General features: G+C 62.0%; 20 protein-coding genes. 12 read left to right on the top strand and 8 right to left on the bottom strand.

The window, feature by feature from the left end; translation table 11 throughout:
• Positions 1 to 3 precede the first annotated feature (3 nt).
• The 6 genes from AB7951_RS28670 (at position 4) to trmB (ending at position 5,885) form a co-directional block, all read left to right on the top strand.
• Positions 4 to 1,059 (top strand): PhoH family protein, encoded by a 1,056-nt coding sequence (locus AB7951_RS28670; protein WP_068730036.1) that lies wholly within the window; start codon positions 4 to 6, stop codon positions 1,057 to 1,059.
• Between the two features lie 65 nt (positions 1,060 to 1,124).
• Positions 1,125 to 1,637: an rRNA maturation RNase YbeY gene (gene ybeY / locus AB7951_RS28665; RefSeq protein ID WP_093757733.1), complete on the top strand. Its 513-nt coding sequence runs from the start codon at positions 1,125 to 1,127 to the stop codon at positions 1,635 to 1,637.
• A gap of 1 nt (position 1,638) precedes the next feature.
• Positions 1,639 to 2,754, top strand: coding sequence for a hemolysin family protein (locus AB7951_RS28660; RefSeq protein ID WP_120287605.1), 1,116 nt, complete (start codon positions 1,639 to 1,641; stop codon positions 2,752 to 2,754).
• Complete coding sequence (gene lnt / locus AB7951_RS28655; protein ID WP_120287606.1) at positions 2,751 to 4,358, top strand: apolipoprotein N-acyltransferase; 1,608 nt, start codon at positions 2,751 to 2,753, stop codon at positions 4,356 to 4,358. The genes AB7951_RS28660 and lnt overlap by 4 nt, the downstream gene beginning before the upstream one ends.
• Before the next feature lie 273 nt (positions 4,359 to 4,631).
• Entirely contained in the window at positions 4,632 to 5,048 is a 417-nt protein-coding gene (locus AB7951_RS28650; RefSeq protein ID WP_068730045.1) for a helix-turn-helix domain-containing protein, read from the top strand.
• 78 nt (positions 5,049 to 5,126) lie between these two features.
• Positions 5,127 to 5,885: a tRNA (guanosine(46)-N7)-methyltransferase TrmB gene (gene trmB, locus AB7951_RS28645; RefSeq protein WP_120288076.1), complete on the top strand. Its 759-nt coding sequence runs from the start codon at positions 5,127 to 5,129 to the stop codon at positions 5,883 to 5,885.
• 28 nt (positions 5,886 to 5,913) lie between these two features.
• Here the strand turns inward: trmB and AB7951_RS28640 are convergent, their stop codons facing one another.
• Entirely contained in the window at positions 5,914 to 6,915 is a 1,002-nt protein-coding gene (locus AB7951_RS28640; RefSeq protein WP_120287607.1) for a 2-hydroxyacid dehydrogenase, read from the bottom strand.
• 224 nt (positions 6,916 to 7,139) lie between these two features.
• On the opposite strand from AB7951_RS28640, the gene AB7951_RS28635 reads away from it, so the two are divergent.
• Positions 7,140 to 7,667: an SH3 domain-containing protein gene (locus AB7951_RS28635; protein WP_068730049.1), complete on the top strand. Its 528-nt coding sequence runs from the start codon at positions 7,140 to 7,142 to the stop codon at positions 7,665 to 7,667.
• A gap of 47 nt (positions 7,668 to 7,714) precedes the next feature.
• Positions 7,715 to 8,461, top strand: a complete 747-nt coding sequence (locus AB7951_RS28630; protein WP_199711983.1) for an SGNH/GDSL hydrolase family protein — start codon at positions 7,715 to 7,717, stop codon at positions 8,459 to 8,461.
• 22 nt (positions 8,462 to 8,483) lie between these two features.
• On the opposite strand, the gene irrA is transcribed toward AB7951_RS28630, so the two are convergent.
• Positions 8,484 to 8,972, bottom strand: a complete 489-nt coding sequence (irrA, locus tag AB7951_RS28625; protein ID WP_089263317.1) for an iron response transcriptional regulator IrrA — start codon at positions 8,970 to 8,972, stop codon at positions 8,484 to 8,486.
• A gap of 309 nt (positions 8,973 to 9,281) precedes the next feature.
• Here irrA and fabA point away from each other — a divergent pair, with 309 nt between their 5' ends.
• The 3 genes from fabA to fabI all read left to right on the top strand — a co-directional run bounded on the left by fabA (position 9,282) and on the right by fabI (position 11,941).
• Positions 9,282 to 9,821: a bifunctional 3-hydroxydecanoyl-ACP dehydratase/trans-2-decenoyl-ACP isomerase gene (gene fabA / locus AB7951_RS28620; RefSeq protein WP_210269351.1), complete on the top strand. Its 540-nt coding sequence runs from the start codon at positions 9,282 to 9,284 to the stop codon at positions 9,819 to 9,821.
• A gap of 82 nt (positions 9,822 to 9,903) precedes the next feature.
• A complete protein-coding gene (gene fabB, locus AB7951_RS28615) occupies positions 9,904 to 11,130 on the top strand; it encodes a beta-ketoacyl-ACP synthase I (RefSeq protein ID WP_068730055.1) in 1,227 nt (408 codons plus the stop codon).
• A gap of 4 nt (positions 11,131 to 11,134) precedes the next feature.
• Positions 11,135 to 11,941, top strand: a complete 807-nt coding sequence (fabI, locus tag AB7951_RS28610) for an enoyl-ACP reductase FabI (RefSeq protein WP_120287609.1) — start codon at positions 11,135 to 11,137, stop codon at positions 11,939 to 11,941.
• 6 nt (positions 11,942 to 11,947) lie between these two features.
• Here the strand turns inward: fabI and AB7951_RS28605 are convergent, their stop codons facing one another.
• Both AB7951_RS28605 and katG read right to left on the bottom strand, forming a co-directional pair.
• Positions 11,948 to 12,553, bottom strand: a complete 606-nt coding sequence (locus tag AB7951_RS28605) for a glutathione S-transferase family protein (RefSeq protein ID WP_089263313.1) — start codon at positions 12,551 to 12,553, stop codon at positions 11,948 to 11,950.
• A gap of 220 nt (positions 12,554 to 12,773) precedes the next feature.
• Positions 12,774 to 14,978 (bottom strand): catalase/peroxidase HPI, encoded by a 2,205-nt coding sequence (gene katG / locus AB7951_RS28600; protein WP_120287611.1) that lies wholly within the window; start codon positions 14,976 to 14,978, stop codon positions 12,774 to 12,776.
• 236 nt (positions 14,979 to 15,214) lie between these two features.
• Between katG and AB7951_RS28595 the strand changes: the two genes are divergently transcribed.
• Positions 15,215 to 16,120 carry a LysR substrate-binding domain-containing protein gene (locus AB7951_RS28595; protein WP_093757738.1) on the top strand — a complete coding sequence of 302 codons (906 nt, stop codon included), beginning with the start codon at positions 15,215 to 15,217 and terminating at the stop codon, positions 16,118 to 16,120.
• A gap of 75 nt (positions 16,121 to 16,195) precedes the next feature.
• Here the strand turns inward: AB7951_RS28595 and AB7951_RS28590 are convergent, their stop codons facing one another.
• The 4 genes from AB7951_RS28590 to AB7951_RS28575 form a co-directional block, all read right to left on the bottom strand.
• Positions 16,196 to 16,567: a ComEA family DNA-binding protein gene (locus AB7951_RS28590; protein WP_089263307.1), complete on the bottom strand. Its 372-nt coding sequence runs from the start codon at positions 16,565 to 16,567 to the stop codon at positions 16,196 to 16,198.
• Positions 16,568 to 16,712: 145 nt separating this feature from the next.
• Positions 16,713 to 17,291, bottom strand: a complete 579-nt coding sequence (locus tag AB7951_RS28585) for a DsbE family thiol:disulfide interchange protein (protein WP_120287612.1) — start codon at positions 17,289 to 17,291, stop codon at positions 16,713 to 16,715.
• Positions 17,288 to 17,467: a heme exporter protein CcmD gene (gene ccmD, locus AB7951_RS28580; RefSeq protein WP_068730071.1), complete on the bottom strand. Its 180-nt coding sequence runs from the start codon at positions 17,465 to 17,467 to the stop codon at positions 17,288 to 17,290. Before ccmD ends, AB7951_RS28585 begins: the two co-directional genes overlap by 4 nt.
• Positions 17,467 to 18,204 (bottom strand): heme ABC transporter permease, encoded by a 738-nt coding sequence (locus AB7951_RS28575; protein ID WP_089263301.1) that lies wholly within the window; start codon positions 18,202 to 18,204, stop codon positions 17,467 to 17,469. Before AB7951_RS28575 ends, ccmD begins: the two co-directional genes overlap by 1 nt.
• Positions 18,205 to 18,238 lie beyond the last annotated feature (34 nt).

The raw sequence follows: 18,238 nt of genomic DNA, 5'->3' as shown, positions 1-18,238 counted from the left end.
TTCTTGGCCAAAAGCGCATCGGATTCGTCTACGCTCGCTGTTCGCAAACTCGATACTCCACCGCAGGCCGAGACGCAGGTCGTCATCGACTTTGATGACAACCGGGCGGCCTCTTCGCTGGTCGGGCCTTATGGCCAGAACCTCGCGATCATCGAACGCCGGCTGAATGTCGTCGTCGATTCCCGCGGCAACCACATCACCCTCACCGGTACCCGCGACGCCTGCGATGCCGCCCGGCGCGTGCTCGAAACGCTCTATGCGCAGGCAGTACAGGGCCATGACCTTGCCCCCGGCGATGTCGAAGGCACGATCCGCGCGACGCTGGCGCAAGGCACGCTGTTTCCGTTCGATCCCAAGGGGTCGAAAGCAGCCGCCTCGAATTTCGACACCATCAATCTGCGCAAGCGCCCGGTGCGTGCCCGCACCGCGACGCAGGACGCCTATATCCGCGCGCTGAGAAGCAACGAGCTGGTGTTCGGCATCGGCCCCGCCGGTACCGGCAAGACCTGGCTTGCGGTTGCGCAGGCGGCGATGCTGTTCGAGCGCAAGGAGGTCGATCGCATCATCCTGTCGCGTCCCGCGGTGGAAGCAGGCGAACGGCTCGGCTTCCTGCCCGGCGATATGCGCGAGAAGGTCGATCCCTATCTGCGCCCTATCTATGACGCATTGTATGACCTGATGGACGGGCGCATTGTCGAACGCGCGTTGCAGACCGGCGAAATCGAAATCGCGCCGCTTGCGTTCATGCGCGGTCGCACGCTGACCAATGCCGCAATCATTCTCGACGAAGCGCAGAACACCACCTCAATGCAGATGAAGATGTTTCTGACGCGTCTGGGCGAGAACAGCCGCATGATCATCACCGGAGACCCCTCGCAGGTCGACTTGCCCAACGGCCAGACCTCGGGTCTCGCCGAGGCCGCGCGTCTGCTCGACGGCGTGCAAGGCATCTCGCAGGTGAAATTCACCGGCGAAGACGTGGTCCGCCACGAACTCGTGGCCCGCATCGTCGCCGCCTACGAAGGAACGCCGCAGAAGGCGGTCGCTACAAAGACCTGATGACACACTCATACGCTGACGGCGGACCCGGAATCGGGTCCGTTCGCGAAAGAAGTTCGATACCGATGCCGACCTATTCATCTCCCGCGACAGAGGTTCTTGTTGTCGCCGATTGCTGGTCTGCGGAGGCCGATGCCGACGCCGTGATTCACCGCGCCATCGAAGCTGCCGCCGCCATGGTCGATACCGATACGGCCGACGCCGAACTCGCCATCATGCTCACCGACGACGCCGGCATCCGCACGCTGAACCAGAACTGGCGTGGCATCGACAAGCCGACCAACGTCCTGTCATTCCCGGCGCTGCAGCCGCCCGAAGGCGCAGACGAGCCCGATGACATGCCGCGCATGCTCGGCGACATCGCTATTGCCTACGAGACCACGCGCCGCGAGGCTGACGAAGAAGAGAAGAGCTTCGCCAACCATCTCAGCCATCTCGCCATTCACGGTTTTCTGCATCTGGTCGGTTACGATCATGAGAAGGACGACGAAGCCGAAGAGATGGAAGCGCTGGAGCGCGAGATCCTGGCAACGCTCGGGATCCCGGACCCCTATGCAGATCAGGATCGGGTGACCTGAGATGCCGGACGGCGACACTAGAAGCGATCATTCGAAGACCTCAAGCAATCTGCCTGCGGTGGTTCACGACGGCGAGGTCATGCGCCCGACGTCGGAGACCTGGCTGACCCGCGCGATCCGCTCGCTGTTCGGCTGGAAGCCGGGCTCGGTGCGTGCCGACCTGCAAGTCGTGCTCGACGCCTCCGCGCCGGACGAGACCGGCTTCTCCACCATCGAGCGCACGATGTTGCGCAATATTTTGGGGCTCAACGAGCGCCGCATCGCCGACGTCATGGTGCATCGCGCCGATATTATCGCGGTGAAGCAGGATATCTCGCTCGGCGAATTGATGGGCCTGTTCGAGAGCGCGGCGCATTCGCGCCTGGTCGTATTCAACGAAACCCTCGACGATCCCGTCGGCATCGTTCATATCCGCGACCTGCTGGCATACATGACCGTGAAGGCGCGCAACGTCGTGCCGTCGACAGCCAAGAAGAAGAAAGTGTTTCCCGCGGGCCTCGACCTGCGTTCGGTCGATCTGGCGCAGACCGTCGTTGACACCGGCATCATCCGCAAGCTGCTCTACGTGCCGCCATCGATGCGCGCCATCGATCTGCTCGCGCAGATGCAGGCAGCACGCATCCATCTCGCACTCGTTGTCGACGAATATGGCGGCACCGACGGCCTCGTCTCTATCGAGGACATTGTCGAGCAGATCGTCGGCGAGATCGATGACGAACACGACAGCGACGAGCCGCCATCCATTGTCAGGCAGGGCGACAGCTTCATCGCCGACGCACGCGCCAGCCTCGATGACGTGCGCGCCATGATCGGCGAAGAATTCGAGACCGGCGAAGACGGCGAGGAAGTCGAGACACTCGGCGGCTATCTCGTCACCCATGTCGGACGGCTGCCCGTGCGCGGCGAAGTGATTTCCGGCCCTGGTAATTTCGAGATCGAAGTGCTCGATGCCGATCCGCGCCGCGTCAAGCGATTGCGCGTCGGCCCCCGCAAGGAGCGGCCTGCGCCGCGCACCCGCGAACCGCGCCGCCGCGATGCACCGCCGGACGCCGGCGCGGCACCGTCCAATGATAATGTGAATACGCCTCCGCCAGGCGACAGCGCGGGAACGCCGTGACATCACGCAGCCTGCGCTCGGTCGCACTCAGCATCATTCTCGCTTGGAGTTGGAAGCGCGCAGGCATCGCGCTGCTGGCCGGCGCGGTATCGTCGCTGGCGATGGCGCCGTTCAACGCCTGGCCGGTGCTGTTCATCACGTTCCCCGTCGTCGTCTGGCTGATCGATGGCGCTGCCGCCGGCAAGATGCGCGGCATTCCCGCGGCCGCCATGGCGGGCTGGTGGTTCGGCTTCGGTTATTTCGTGCCGGGCCTGTACTGGATCGGCTACGCTTTCCTCGTCGACGCGCAGACCTTCGCATGGCTGTTGCCCGCCGCGATCTGCGGCCTGCCCGCCTATCTCGCGCTGTTCACCGCGATCGGTTTCGCGCTAGCGCGCTTGCTCTGGACCAAGGACGCCAGCCGCATCTTCGCGCTCGCGGCGAGTCTCACGATCGGCGAATGGCTGCGCGGCCACGTGCTGACGGGCTTTCCCTGGAATGCGTTCGGCTATGCACTCACCGAACCGCTCGCGCTGGCGCAGAGCGCATCGCTGGTCGGCCTCTGGGGATTGACATTTATCACTGTAGCGATCTTTGCATCGCCTGCGGTTCTGATCGACGGACGCTCGCGCACGCAGCGGCCGTGGCTAGCGCCGGCGCTTGCGCTGGTGCTGCTCGTCGTGATGGGCACCTATGGCATGGCCCGGCTATCGCGCACCCCGACGCAGCTCGTCGCCAATGTGAAGCTGCGCATCATGCAGCCGAATCTGTCGCAGGACACGCGCTTCAACTATTCCGCCAAGGCGGATGTCATGAGCAGATATCTTGCGCTGTCGGACCGCGCGACCGGTCCGCAGAATTCAGGCGTCGGCGCAGCCAGCATCCTGATCTGGCCGGAATCCGCATTCCCGTTCTTCCTGTCGCGCGAACCCGATGCGATGGCGCAGATCGCCAATCTGCTGCCGAAGGGCACCGTGCTGGTCACCGGCGCGGTGCGCCCGCCGGATGCGCCGCTCGGCGCGCGCATCACGCAGGCCTATAATTCCATTTACGTGATCGACCATGACGGCAGCATCCTGTCGACCTACGACAAACTTCATCTGGTGCCGTTCGGCGAGTATCTGCCGTTCCAGAGCTTCATGGAGAAGATCGGCTTCCAGCAATTGACCAAAGTCCATGGCGGCTTCATTCCCGGCTCCCGTCGCAAGCCGATGGATATTCCCGGTGCGCCGCGCATGCTGCCGCTGATCTGCTACGAGGCGGTTTTCCCGGACGATATCACCACGCGCAACGATCGGCCGGGCTGGATTGTCAATCTCACCAATGATGGCTGGTTCGGCATTTCCACGGGCCCCTATCAGCACCTGCAGCAAAGCCGCGTCCGCGCCATCGAGGAAGGCCTGCCGCTGGTTCGCGCTGCGAACACCGGCATTTCCGTCGTGGTCGACCCTGTCGGCCGCCTGATCGCGCGGCTCGATCTCGGTGTCGAAGGCGTGCTGGATTCGGGATTACCAGCGGCCATTTCGCCGACGGTCTACTCGAAAATCGGCGATATTCCCGCCGCGATGTTTGTCGCGCTCGCGATCATTTTCGCCGTTCGGCGGCGTACGCCGGTACGCCACTAGCTTGATACTTGAAGCATTTGATATAGCTTGCAAGCTAGCTTTCGCCGCCTACCGAACAACCCTCTCGATGTGATTGCTTTTTAAGCTAGCTTTGTAAGCTTTATTTCTCACCTATTGAGAAATAAAGGTGCAGTGGCTTAAATTTTCCGCTTAGGAAAATTTGCGCGGTTGTTATAATCCACTAGGATACCTTTGGTTACAACCGAAGCCGCCCTAAATGACGGATTGCCACGCATGATCCGTCTCCCTTGATGTGATCCAGGAGTAATTGAGATGTCGACGAAAGCGCCCAATCCTGTTGACAAATATGTCGGCAGCCGTGTGCGCATGCGGCGCATTATGCTCGGCATGAGTCAGGAAAAGCTGGGCGAAGCCCTCGGTCTGACGTTTCAGCAAGTTCAGAAATACGAGAAGGGCACCAACCGCGTCGGCGCCAGCCGGCTGCAGCAGATTTCGGAAATCCTGCAGGTCCCCGTCTCGTTCCTGTTCGAAGGCGGCCCCGGCGCGATCCATAACGGCGAAGGCTTCGCTGAAGCGTCCTCGCCTGCCTATGTCTCCGACTTCCTCGCCACCTCCGAAGGCCTCGCTCTGACCCGCGCCTTCACGCGCATCACCGATGCCAAGCTCCGCCGCAGCATCGTCGACCTGGTCGAACAGATCGCTTCGCGCGAAGCCCCGGATCAGCGCTAAAATCACGGTACTTTCAACGGAAATTCGTCATCGCGCCTGATGGCGCCGATGGCGTTTCGGCTGTATCACTCGCGCGCGATGACCACAGCCAATTCCAATCATAACGATCACGATGCCCCCGCTGATGCGGGTGCGTCCACGCCTGCCGAGAGCGGCCATTACACCGGCTCGTTCTTCGGACGCCGCAAGGGCCACAAGCTGCGCGACCATCAGGCCGACCTGATGGCGACGCTGCTGCCGGCGCTCACCGTCGACATCGCACACGCGGCACCTGACGATATCCGCACGCTGTTCGGCACTGATGTCGAGACCGTGCGTCTGGAGATCGGCTTCGGCGGCGGCGAACATCTGGTCGCGGAAGCACTGGCGCATCCTGACATCGGCTTCATCGGCTGCGAGCCCTACATCAACGGCATGGCGAAGATTCTGACGCAGATCGAGGCGCAGAACATCGGCAATATCCGCCTCGTCGCCGGCGACGCCGCCGAACTTCTCACATGGGCACCGGCGCAATCGCTGTCACGCATCGACCTGATCCATCCGGATCCATGGCCGAAGAAGCGTCACTGGAAACGCCGCTTCGTGCAGGACGCAACACTGGCTGCGATGGCGCGCGTGCTGAAACCGTCAGGCGAATTTCGTTTCGTGCATGACATTCCGGATTACGTCGCGTGGACACTCTGGCATGTGTCGCGATCGCCGGATTTCATCTGGACCGCAGAGCGCGCCGATGACTGGCGCCTGCCATGGCCGAACTACACCATGACGCGCTACGGCCGCAAAGCCACGCGCGAGGGCCGCATCGCGGCCTATCTCATCTTCAAGCTGATCTCGTAAGATAAGCGGCGAGCGTAAGCGCTTCGCCTCACAGCATGTTCGGAAGCACACGATCCGGCGGCTTGTGATTGTCGAGGAAGGCACGGATGTTGATGATGACTTTCTCGCCCATCTCGACACGGCCTTCGATCGTCGCCGAGCCCATATGCGGCAACAATACCACTTTGCCGGCGCGCGCGAGCCGCACCAGTTTCGGACTCACCGCGGGCTCATGTTCGAACACGTCGAGCGCGGCACCGGCAATGTCGCCCGACTCGATCAGCTTGATCATCGTCTCTTCGTCGATCACCTCGCCCCGCGCGGTATTGACGATATAGGCGTCCTTGCGGATCAGCTTGAGACGGCGCGCCGACAGCAGGTGGAACGTCGCCGGCGTATGCGGACAGTTCACCGAGATGATGTCCATGCGCGCCAGCATCTGGTCGAGCGAATCCCAATAGGTCGCACCGAGTTCTTCGGCGATCTTCGGCGCGACAGGTTTGCGGTTATGATAGTGGATCTGTAGCCCGAAGGCGCGGGCGCGGCGCGCCACAGCCTGGCCGATGCGGCCCATGCCGATGATGCCGAGCCGCTTGCCGCCGAGTCGCTTGCCGAGCATCCAGGTCGGCGACCAACCCTGCCAATCCTTGCCCTCGGTCAGGATCGAGGCGCCCTCGATGAGCCGGCGCGGCACTGCGAGGATCATCGACATGGTCATATCGGCGGTGTCTTCAGTGAGCACCTTCGGCGTGTTGGTGACGGTGATGCCGCGGGCATGGGCGGCGGTGACGTCAATATTGTCGACGCCGTTGCCAAAATTGGCGATCAGCCGGAGCTTGCAGTCGGGATGCTCGAGCAGCTCTTTGGTGATTTCGTCGGTGACCGTCGGCACCAGCACATCGGCGGTGCGGGTCGCTTCAGCGAGTTGCTCGGGCGTCAGCGGCGTGTCGTCGAGATTGATGTGCGCATCGAACAGTTCGCGCATGCGGGTCTCGATTGAGTCCGGCAGCTTGCGCGTGACGATGACGAGAGGCTTTTTCTTGACCGACATGTCCTGCTCACTCGCGCTTTGGCTAATCCGTTCAGTCCGCATTAACCCGGTTGTTCGAAACTGCCGCAGCCGCGAATTCACCGTTTCCTCGGGTTCCCCGACACCCTTTTTGGTGCCTTGGCCTTCGGTCCTCTCTAGCAGAAGACCAAGCCAAAACAAGAACCCAACAGGCGCGTGCGGCGCGGCGGCACTTGCGTTCTTTGGATTGGGTTGAGGTGGGGTTGATGGCGTTCCGGCGATTTGCGTGTGCGATGTTGGCGATGGGTACTCTGATCGCGGCAGCAATCGATCCGGCTCTCGCTGCCAAGGACACGCCGCTGGGCGCCAGCGGCCTGCCGGTGCCGCGCTACGTCAGCCTCAAGTCGGATCACGTTAATGTCCGCGCCGGCCCCACCAAGGACAACGATGTCGCCTGGGTCTATACTCGCTCCGGCCTGCCGGTAGAGATCACCGCCGAATACGAGAACTGGCGCCGCGTTCGTGATTCCGAGGGCGCCGAGGGCTGGGTCTATCACTCGCTGCTGTCCGGCCGCCGCACCGCGGTCGTGACCATGAAATCCAAGGACGAACTCGCCTCGATCTACGACAATCCGGATGCGACCAGCGCCGTCGCAGCGCGGTTACAGGCGGGTGTCGTGGCGCAGGTAAAGCGCTGCAACAATGGCTGGTGCCGGGTGATCGGCAACGGCTTTGATGGCTGGATCGAACAGCAACGGCTATGGGGCGTCTACGCCGACGAGAAGGTGAACTGAGCACATCCCGCATCGGGAGCTTGGCCTGCGCCGGCGCAGTGGTCGCCATGGCAGCGCTGCCATGGTCCGGCCCGGCTCGTGCGCAATCCGCCACTGAGACGTGTCTGGCTGTGGATCAGCGGCTGTCTGGTGATGCGACCCTTCCGCGCACCGTGGCTGCGCTCAAAACCGGTGGCCCGCTCAAGATCGTCGCCATGGGCTCGTCCTCGACGCTCGGCCTGTGGCAATCCGACCCCGCCAAAACCTATCCCGGCATGCTGCAGAGCGAGCTGCAACGCCTGAAGCCGGGACTGCGGCTGGAGGTCATCAATAGTGGGCGGAACGCCGACACTATCCCCGGCAATATCGCCCGCTTCGACCGCGATGTGCTGGCGCATCGCCCGGATCTGGTGATCTGGCAGATTGGCACCAATGACGTGACCTGGCTGCAAAGCGCGGACAGCCTGACCGGCAGGATCGTCGAGGGCATCCGCCTGCTGAAGGCTGACGGGGCCGACGTGGTCCTGATGGATCAGCAATACGCGCCGGTTATTCTCGCATCGCAATATTCCAAGATGCAGGCGAGCATAGCTGACGCCGCCCGGCAGGAACGCGTGCCGCTGTTCTCGCGCTTCGAGCTGATGCGCCGTGCAGTAGACGCAGGGCTCTCCATAAGTGCGCTGACGGCCTGGGACGGACTACACAATTCCGCAGCCGGCTACGAATGCACCGGCCGCTCCCTTGCCCGCGCGATCGTGGCGACGACTGCAGCTGGCGAGCAAACGCCGCCGAAAACGATTCGGCGGCGCAAATAACTTCAGAATTTGGATAAAGCCGTTAGCGCTTTTTGCGCAGACGAACGACCATGTCGATGCGGCTGATCTCGAAGCCCTCGGGGACTTCCGGCATCTTGGTCAGCACGAGGTTCTGGTCCGGAATATCGACCAGCTCGTGGTTGTTCTCGAGATAGTAGTGGTGATGCGAGGTCACATTGGTATCGAAATAGGTCTTCGTACCATCGACGCTGACCTGACGAAGCAGGCCGGAATCCGTGAGCTGATTGAGCGTGTTGTAAACGGTCGCCAGCGACACCGGCACCTTGGCGAGGGTCGCTTCCTCGTAAAGCATTTCCGCAGTGAGATGACGCGCGCCCTTGCCGAACAGCAGCCAGCCCAGCGCCATGCGTTGACGGGTGGGTCGCAGACCGACCGACTGCAGCATCTCGTTGACGTCATGCCACGGGCAACCAGTCAAAGCCGGCTGACGGCCATGATTGATTTCCGCAACCGCAGCTGCGTCATCTAGAACTGAAACGCTGTCGCTCATATCCACGTCAGTAATCCTGCCGTTCACACTCAAAAAGAACACTGAATTAGCCTTCTATTATAGAAAGGCGGGGCCTCAGATGCAAGGTTTTCGCAACTAGGAGCCATGCATCAGAAGGGATGCTTCCGCAGTGCATCGCAACATGGTCAATAACCCGCCAATAGCAGGCGATCCGCCGCTTTGCCGCCCCATAAGCCTATGATAGAGAGCGCCCAACCGGGGCAAGTTCCCGCGTCATTTGGAACAATTCTATATGTGGCGACTCCAACCCGGCGTAGCCACCACCATCGATGGACCCAGAAAGCCGGCATGATCCAGGAACAACGCAACAGCTACGCATATGAAGACCTGCTGGCCTGCGGCCGCGGCGAGCTGTTCGGACCAGGCAATGCTCAATTGCCGCTGCCGCCGATGCTGATGTTCGACCGCATCACCGAGATCACGGCTGATGGCGGCGAATTCGGCAAGGGTCTCGTGCGCGCTGAACTCGACGTCAATTCGGACCTCTGGTTCTTTGCCTGCCACTTCAAGGGCGATCCGGTCATGCCAGGCTGCCTCGGCCTGGACGCCATGTGGCAGATGGTCGGGTTCTTTCTGGGCTGGTCGGGCGGCATCGGCCCCGGTCGCGCGCTCGGGCTCAGCGAGCTGAAGTTTTCCGGCCAGGTTCTCCCGAACGTCAAAAAGGTCGTGTACACCATCGATATCAAGCGCGTGATGCGTTCAAAATTGTGGTTGGGGATTGCCGACGGCTCGCTTTCGGCCGATGGCGAGATTATCTATCGCGCCAAGGACCTGAAGGTCGGCCTGTTCAAGCAGGAAGCACCTGCCGCATTGCAGCCGGGAACGTGATCTACCGGGTGCCATTCAACGGCGGTCTCCGAGGGGGCGACCGCCAGTTCCACAACAACGTAATTCAAAGGGCGAGGCGATCATGAGGCGGGTTGTCGTCACGGGGATGGGCATTGTCTCATCTATCGGAAACAACACTCAGGAAGTGCTTGCGAGCCTCCATGAGGCAAAGTCGGGCATCACGCGCGCCGACAAATACGCAGAGCTCGGTTTCCGTTCGCAGGTGCAGGGCGCACCGACCATCAATCCGGCCGATGTGATCGACCGCCGCGCGATGCGCTTCCTCGGCGAAGGCGCCGCATGGAATCACATCGCCATGGAACAGGCGATCCAGGACTCCGGCCTCGAAGAGTCGGATATCTCGAACGAGCGCACCGGCATCATCATGGGCTCGGGCGGACCTTCCGCACGCACCATCGTCGAAGCCGCGGACATCACGCGAACGAAGGGTCCGAAGCGCGTTGGTCCGTTCGCGGTGCCGAAGGCGATGTCCTCGACGGCATCCGCCACGCTCGCGACCTGGTTCAAGATCAAGGGCGTGAACTATTCGATCTCCTCCGCCTGCGCGACCTCGAATCACTGCATCGGCAATGCCTATGAGATGATCCAGTGGGGCAAGCAGGACGTCGTATTCGCCGGCGGCTGCGAGGAGCTCGACTGGTCGCTCTCGGTGCTGTTCGACGCCATGGGCGCAATGTCCTCGAAGTATAACGACACCCCTTCGACGGCCTCGCGTCCCTATGACGTCAGCCGTGACGGTTTCGTCATCGCCGGCGGCGCAGGCGTGGTCGTGGTCGAAGAACTCGAGCATGCGAAAGCACGCGGCGCCAAGATCTATGGCGAAATCATCGGCTACGGCGCCACCTCGGACGGTTACGACATGGTCGCTCCATCCGGCGAAGGCGCAGAGCGTTGCATGAAGATGGCGCTGGCCACCACCGGCGGCATCAAGATCGACTACATCAACCCGCATGCGACCTCGACGCCAGCCGGCGACCCGCCGGAAATGCAGGCGATCCGCAACGTGTTCGGCACTGGCGAGAAATGCCCGCCAATCTCGGCGACCAAGGCCCTCACCGGCCACTCGCTCGGCGCCACCGGCGTGCAGGAAGCAATCTACTCGCTGCTGATGATGCAGAACGGGTTTATCTGCGAGAGCGGCAACATCACCGAACTCGATCCAGTGTTCGCCGACATGCCGATCGTGCGCAAGCGCATCGACAATGTGAAGGTCGGCACCGTGCTGTCGAACTCCTTCGGCTTCGGCGGCACCAACGCCACGCTGGTCTTCAAGCGGATGGACGCATAACGCGATGCCATCACTGATGCAGGGCAAGCGCGGATTGATCATGGGCGTCGCCAATGATCATTCGATCGCGTGGGGAATCGCCAAGGCCCTGCATGCGCAGGGTGCCGAACTGGCTTTCACCTATCAAGGCGATGCGCTTGGCAAGCGCGTCAAGCCGCTGGCGGAATCGCTCAATGCGGATCTGATCCTGCCCTGCGACGTCGAGGACATCGCCAGCGTCGATGCTACGTTCTCTGCGATCAAGGAGAAATGGGGCAGCCTGGATTTCCTGGTCCACGCCATCGGTTTCTCCGACAAGAACGAACTCAAGGGCCGCTACGCCGACACCACGCGTGCGAACTTCTCGCGCACCATGGTGATCTCCTGCTTCTCCTTCACCGAAATCGCCAAGCGCGCGTCGGAAATCATGAAGCCCGGCAGCGCCATGATCACGCTAACTTTTGGCGGATCGACCCGCGTGATGCCGAACTACAATGTCATGGGCGTTGCCAAGGCCGCTCTCGAAGCCTCGGTGCGTTATCTCGCATCTGACTTTGGCCGCCAGGGCATTCGCGTCAACGCTGTGTCGGCTGGCCCGGTACGTACACTGGCCGGCTCGGGCATCGGCGATTCCCGCGCGATGTTCGCATTCCAGCAGAAACATTCGCCGCTCGGCCGTGGCGTAACACTGGAAGAACTCGGCGGCACTGCGCTGTATCTGCTGTCGGATCTTTCCGGCGGCGTGACCGGCGAAACGCATTTCGTCGACTCCGGCTACAACATCATCTCGATGCCGCATCCGGATGCGTTGAAGGCAGAGGCAGGCGAGTAATTCGCCTTACGTCTTTTCCCCCGACGCAAATTCCATCGCACGCTGGAAGGCCGGACGGGCGCTGCAACGATCGAGATAGCGCTCGAACGCCGGGCGCGACGGCACCATCTTGAAATTGCGCACGGCAAAGTTCAGTCCTGAACCGATGGCGATATCGGCGGCAGAGAATTGCGCGCCGAGAATCCATGGGCCTTCATCAAGCGCGGCTTCGAGCACATCGAACACGCGCTGCGCATCACCCCAGCCCGCGGCCACCGGATTCAGCTCCATCTTGGTCGCGATCTGTGCGATCGCCGGTTCGATACAGCCCGGCGCAAAGAACAGCCAATAGAGATATTTCGCGCGATGAGAATCGCCGAGCGGGGGCGCCAGCTTCGCCTCGGGGTAGCGTTCCGCCACATAAGCGCAGATTGCCGCAGCCTCGGCCATAGTGGCGTCGCCATCCTGCAGAGCCGGCACCTTGCCCATCGGATTGACGGCGAGGAATTCCAGCGTGCGCTGCGCACCGGTGGAGATATCGGTCAGCACGCGCTCATAGGCGACGCCGGTTTCCTCCATCAGCCAAAGCGCCGTGAATGAGCGCGAGCGCGGCGACCAGTAGAGTTTCATCATCTGGAGATCCTCCGGAGAAACATTTTGCCATTTGTGCGGGGATTCGGAGAAAGCTGCAAGACGCAGAGCGTTCAGACTCTTCGAAACTCTCATCGCCGCGAAAGCGGGATCCAGTAACCGGTAGTGTCAGTGATGACAGTTGAGTATGACGCGGCGCGACAAGAAAAAGCCCCCGCGACATAGTCGCAGGGGCTTTCATATTCACGATGGCGGGCCGAGGTTACTCAGCCGCCTGCAGTATCGGCTTCTCGACAAGATCGAAACGATCCGCGTTCATCACCTTCACCCAAGCCTTGACGAAGTCCTTCACGAACTTCTGCTTGGCGTCGGCGCTTGCATAGACCTCCGCGAAGGCACGCAGCTGCGAGTGCGAACCGAAGACCAGATCGGCGCGTGTACCGGTCCACTTGACTTCGCCGCTCTTGCGATCACGTCCCTCGTACACGTTGTTCGAGCCATCGACCGCCTTCCACTCCGTGCTCATGTCGAGCAGGTTGATGAAGAAGTCGTTGGTCAACGTCTCCGGTGTCTTGGTGAAGACACCGCGCACGGACTGCCCGGAATTCGCACCGAGTACCCGCAAGCCGCCGACGAGAACCGTCATTTCCGGAGCGGTCAGCGTCAGCAACTGCGCGCGATCCACCAAGGATACTTCGGCCGGTACGGCAGACGTGCCCTTGAGGTAGTTACGGAAGCCGTCCGCGACCGGTTCCATCACCTCGAAGGATTCCACATCGGTTTGCGCCTGCGAGGCGTCGCCGCGCCCCGGAGAGAACGGAACGGTTACATCCAGGCCAGCATCCTTCGCGGCTTTCTCGACCGCCGCGCTGCCGCCGAGGACGATCAGGTCGGCAAGCGAAACCTGCTTGTCACCGGATTGCGCCGCGTTGAACTCCTTCCGGATTCCATCGAGCACCTGCAACACCTTGGCTAGCTGAGCCGGCTGGTTAACCTCCCAGTCCTTCTGAGGGGCCAGACGGATGCGCGCGCCGTTGGCACCGCCACGCTTGTCGCCGCCACGGAAGGTGGAGGCCGAAGCCCAGGCCGTGCTGACCAATTCGGATACGGTCAGGCCCGATGCCAGCAGCTTGGCCTTGAGCGCAGAGACGTCGGTGTCGTCGATCACCGGATAGTCAACCGCAGGGATCGGATCCTGCCAGATCAACTCTTCCTTGGGCACTTCCGGACCGAGATAACGCACGCGCGGACCCATGTCGCGATGAGTCAGCTTGAACCAGGCCCGAGCAAAAGCTTCAGCGAAGGCCTGCGGATTCTGCAGGAAGCGGCGTGAGATTTTCTCATAGGCCGGGTCCAGACGCAGGGACAGATCCGTCGTGAGCATGGTCGGCTTGTGCTTCTTCGATGGATCATGCGCGTCGGGGATCACTTCCTCGGCGTCCTTGGCCTCCCACTGGATGGCCCCACCGGGGCTGCGGGTCTGCACCCATTCATACTTGAACAGGTTCTCGAAGAAGAAGTTGCTCCACTGCGCCGGCGTCTGCGTCCAGGTGACCTCAATGCCGCTACCAACGGCGTCTGCACCGGATCCAGTACCGTAGTTGCTCTTCCAGCCCAGGCCCTGCGCTTCCAGGCCGGCAGCTTCAGGCTCCGGACCCTTGTGGGACTCAGGCGCAGCGCCATGGGTCTTACCGAAGGTGTGACCGCCGGCGATCAGCGCCACGGTTTCCTCGTCGTTCATCGCCATGCGCTTGAAGGTCTCGCGGATGAAGCTGGCGGCCGCAACCGGATCGCCGCTGGCACCCGGACCTTCCGGATTCACATAAATCAGGCCCATTTCCGTGGCACTAAGCGGAGCTTCGAACTTGTCGAGCGACCGGTGGGACAGCCACGTGGATTCGGGACCCCAATTCACGTCCTGATCAGGCTCCCAGACGTCGGCACGACCGGCCGCGAAACCGAAGGTGCGAAAACCCATGGTCTCCAGCGCCACGTTGCCGGTCAGGATCAGCAGGTCGGCCCACGAGATCTTGTTGCCGTATTTCTGCTTGATCGGCCACAGGAGGCGGCGTGACTTGTCGATGTTGACGTTGTCCGGCCAAGAATTGAGCGGAGCGAAACGCTGCTGACCGCGACCGCCACCACCGCGGCCATCGCTGAGCCGATAGGTGCCGGCAGCGTGCCACGACATGCGGATGAACTGCGGACCGTAATGTCCGAAATCAGCCGGCCACCAATCCTGCGAATCGGTCATCAGCTTGCGCAGGTCGTTTTTCAACGCCTCGTAATCAAGCTTCTTGAATTCCTCGGCGTAGTTAAACGCATCGCCCATCGGATCGGACAGCGACGAGTGCTGGTGGAGAATCGACAGGTCTAGCTTGTTCGGCCACCAGTCACGATTAGCCCGGGCAGCGGGGGTATGCGCAACGGGGCACTTGCCGGCGCCATTCTCATTCGTCGTGTCCATCAGTCTCTCCTTCTGGCTGTTTGGAATATGAGCCGTCCCAGGCAACACCGACACACCGGATCGCCTTCAAAAACCGCTCAAATTTTCCAAAAGCTGTCTAATTTCAATTGTCTGCCGAATTCCTCGGCGAGCTTGGCGCTCACCCTAATTGGATTTCGTGACGAGAGATTGGAAGAATTCTTAGATCAGGTCCAGTCGAATTGTCTTCTCCCTCCGATCAGTTTATCTGATGATCCATGATCACGCTCCGCCAGCTCCGCTATCTCGCCGCGCTCGCCAAACACGGCCATTTCGGCCGCGCGGCCGAGGCCTGCAACGTCACCCAGCCTGCGCTGTCGATGCAGATACGCGACCTCGAACGGACGCTGGGCGTCAAGGTGGTGGAGCGCCGGCCTGGCGAGGTGATGCTGACCGATGTCGGGCGCGAAGTGGCGCGGCGCGGCGAGGACGTGCTGGCGGCCTCGCGCGACCTGGTGGACTTTGCGCGGCATCGCGGCGGACTCCTGACCGGGCGGCTGACGCTCGGCGTGATCCCGTCGCTGGCGCCGTATCTGCTGCCGCGGATCCTGCCGGTGCTACAGAAACAGTTTCCGGAATTGCGGCTGGAGCTGCGCGAGACGCAAACCAGGCAACTGGTCGACGATATCAAATCAGGCGCACTCGATGCCGCGATGCTGGCGCTGCCGCTTGGTGAGCCTGAGATCGATACGGCCAAATTGTTCGACGATCTGTTCCTGCTCGCGGTGCCGGCAGACGATCCCCGCCCGGCCGACAAACGCATCAAGGCGATGGAGATCGACCAGAGCCGACTGATCCTGCTGGAGGACGGCCACTGCCTGCGCGATCAGGCGCTGGCCTTCTGCGCCACCGCAGCGCGCGGCCATCAGTCCGGCGGCAACGGCATGGCCTTCGCTGCGTCCAGCCTCTCCACGGTGATGCAGATGGTCGCCAGCGGCTATGGCGTGACATTGATTCCGCAGATCGCCGCCGATGTCGAACAACGCGACCAGCGCGTCAAATTCCTGCGGTTGGAGAATCCGCAGCCCGGCCGCACCATCGGCCTCGCCTTTCGCCGGACGTCTCCGCGCAAGGCGGACTTCGCCGCATTGGGCGATGTGGTGAAGGACAGCGTTATCGGCTGATCGTGATGGACCGCAAAAGAAAACGCACCGGCGCGGCTGCGCCGATGCGTTTCCGGACGAGCGAAGCGATCGCGCCTAGCTCTTCTGCTTGGCGATGACCTTGTCCTTGATGCCGTCATAGGTCTTCTCGGGCACGATCTTCTTCTGCACGAGTTCGTCCTTGCCCTTATACGGACGGCCTTTGACGATGGCCGCCGAATAGGCCTTGCCGATGCCGGGCAGAGCCTCGAGCGCCTCGACACTCGCCGAGTTGAGATCAAGCAGTTCAGCCTTCGGTGCCGGAGCCATCTTCGATTCGCTGGCAGGCGCCATCTTGGATGTGGCGGCCGGAGCCATCTTGCCGGCGGGAGCAGCAGGCTGCGGCGACTGCGCCATCGACGGCGCGGATGCGAGCAGACCCAGAGTGAGAGCGGCAGCGGTCAAAGTAGCAAATTTGAAATGGCGCATCGTGGTGTCCCTCCAAGGACGGTTAAGTAACGCCATCAAGCTAGCTGCGGATTCATGGCGCCGCCATGGCGCGAAAATGAACCGCAGATAAAAGCTGAAGTTTATTTTGGTAGTTAAGCCGGCTTGCTCATGATGAGGATTGCGCTCAGGACCCTGCCTGCAGCGCCTTGTCGATCTCGACCTTCAGCACGCGCTCGTAGTTTTCCTGCGTGATGCCGCCAACCATCTTGTAGGCGATGCGACCGTCGCGGCCGACGATGAAGGTTTCGGGCACGCCATAGACGCCCCATTCGATCGCGGCGCGGCCGTTGCCGTCGACGCCGACGATGCCGAACGGATTGCCGTAACGACCGAGAAAGCGGCGCGCGTTGTCCGGTGCGTCCTTGTAGTTGATGCCGACCAGTTGCAGCCGTTTGTCCTTGCCGAGTTCTGTCAGCAGCGGCGCCTCCTCGTGGCACGGCACACACCACGATGCCCAGACATTGACGAGACTGACCTTGCCCTTGAAGGCTGCGGGATCGAGACCCGGCACCAGCGCACCGCTATCGGTAAGGCCTTCCAGTGCCGGTAATGTCGTCTGTGGCGCGGCGCGGCCGATCAATGCCGAGGGCAGTTTCGCGGGGTCGGCTCCGAGCCGAAACCAGAACAGCGCCGCGAGCGCGGCAAAGATCAGCAGAGGCAGTGCGAGCATCCAGCGGCGCTTCGGAGTGGCTTGCGTGGTCATGTGAGATCCGTCGCACCACGACCCGAGCGCCGCGCCACGCCGGAGGATTCCAACTCATGCAGCCGCGCGCGGACGCGACGATGATCGATGGCGATCCACACGATGAGGATCAGCACCACCGCTGCGACCAGCGCGTAGGACGTGACGATGAAAGATGCGTAGGGACCAAGCGCCATCACGGGAGTGCCACCGGCTTTGAGGCCTGCAGCATCTGCAGCGCACGCAGGCGGCGCCGCAGGATCTCGTTACGCATGGCCGCGAGATGCAGTGTGATGAACAGCAGCGAGAATGCCACCGCCATCACCAGCAGTGGGATCAGAAACGACTTGTCGAGCGACGAGCCGCCCATCTTCATCACCGACGCAGGCTGATGCAGCGTATTCCACCAATCGACCGAGAACTTGATGATCGGAATATTGATGGCGCCGACCAAGGTCAGCACCGCCGCGGCGCGCGCCGCCCGCGATGGATCTTCGACGGCGCGCCACAGCGCGATCAGGCCGAGATACATCAGAAACAGAATGAGCACCGAAGTCAGTCGGGCGTCCCATTCCCAATAGGTACCCCACATCGGCCGGCCCCACAGCGAACCCGTGACCAATGCGAGAAAGGTGAAGGCCGCGCCGATCGGTGCTGCGGATTTGGCGGCGACGTCGGCGAGCGGATGCCGCCACACCAGCGTGCCCAGCGATGCCACGCTCATGACGCCCCAGACGAACATCGACAGCCAGGCATTGGGCACATGGATGAACATGATCTTGACGGTGGCGCCCTGCTGATAGTCATCGGGGGCCATGGCCGACTGATACAAGCCGATCGCAAGCAGAATGCCCGTCGCCATCGCCAGCCACGGCAGGATGCGGGTGGCGAGCGACAGGAACCGGGTTGGATTGGCGAGTTCGGTCAGCGTCATGGCATTTCCAATAGTCGCGGCCCTGTCCGCGATC

Origin of the sequence: Tardiphaga sp. 285_C5_N1_2 (assembly GCF_052076065.1) — a bacterium.
Lineage (GTDB): Bacteria > Pseudomonadota > Alphaproteobacteria > Rhizobiales > Xanthobacteraceae > Tardiphaga > Tardiphaga robiniae.
The sequence above is the reverse complement of the archived record's forward strand: the minus strand, read 5'-3'. Positions and strand labels throughout refer to the sequence as shown.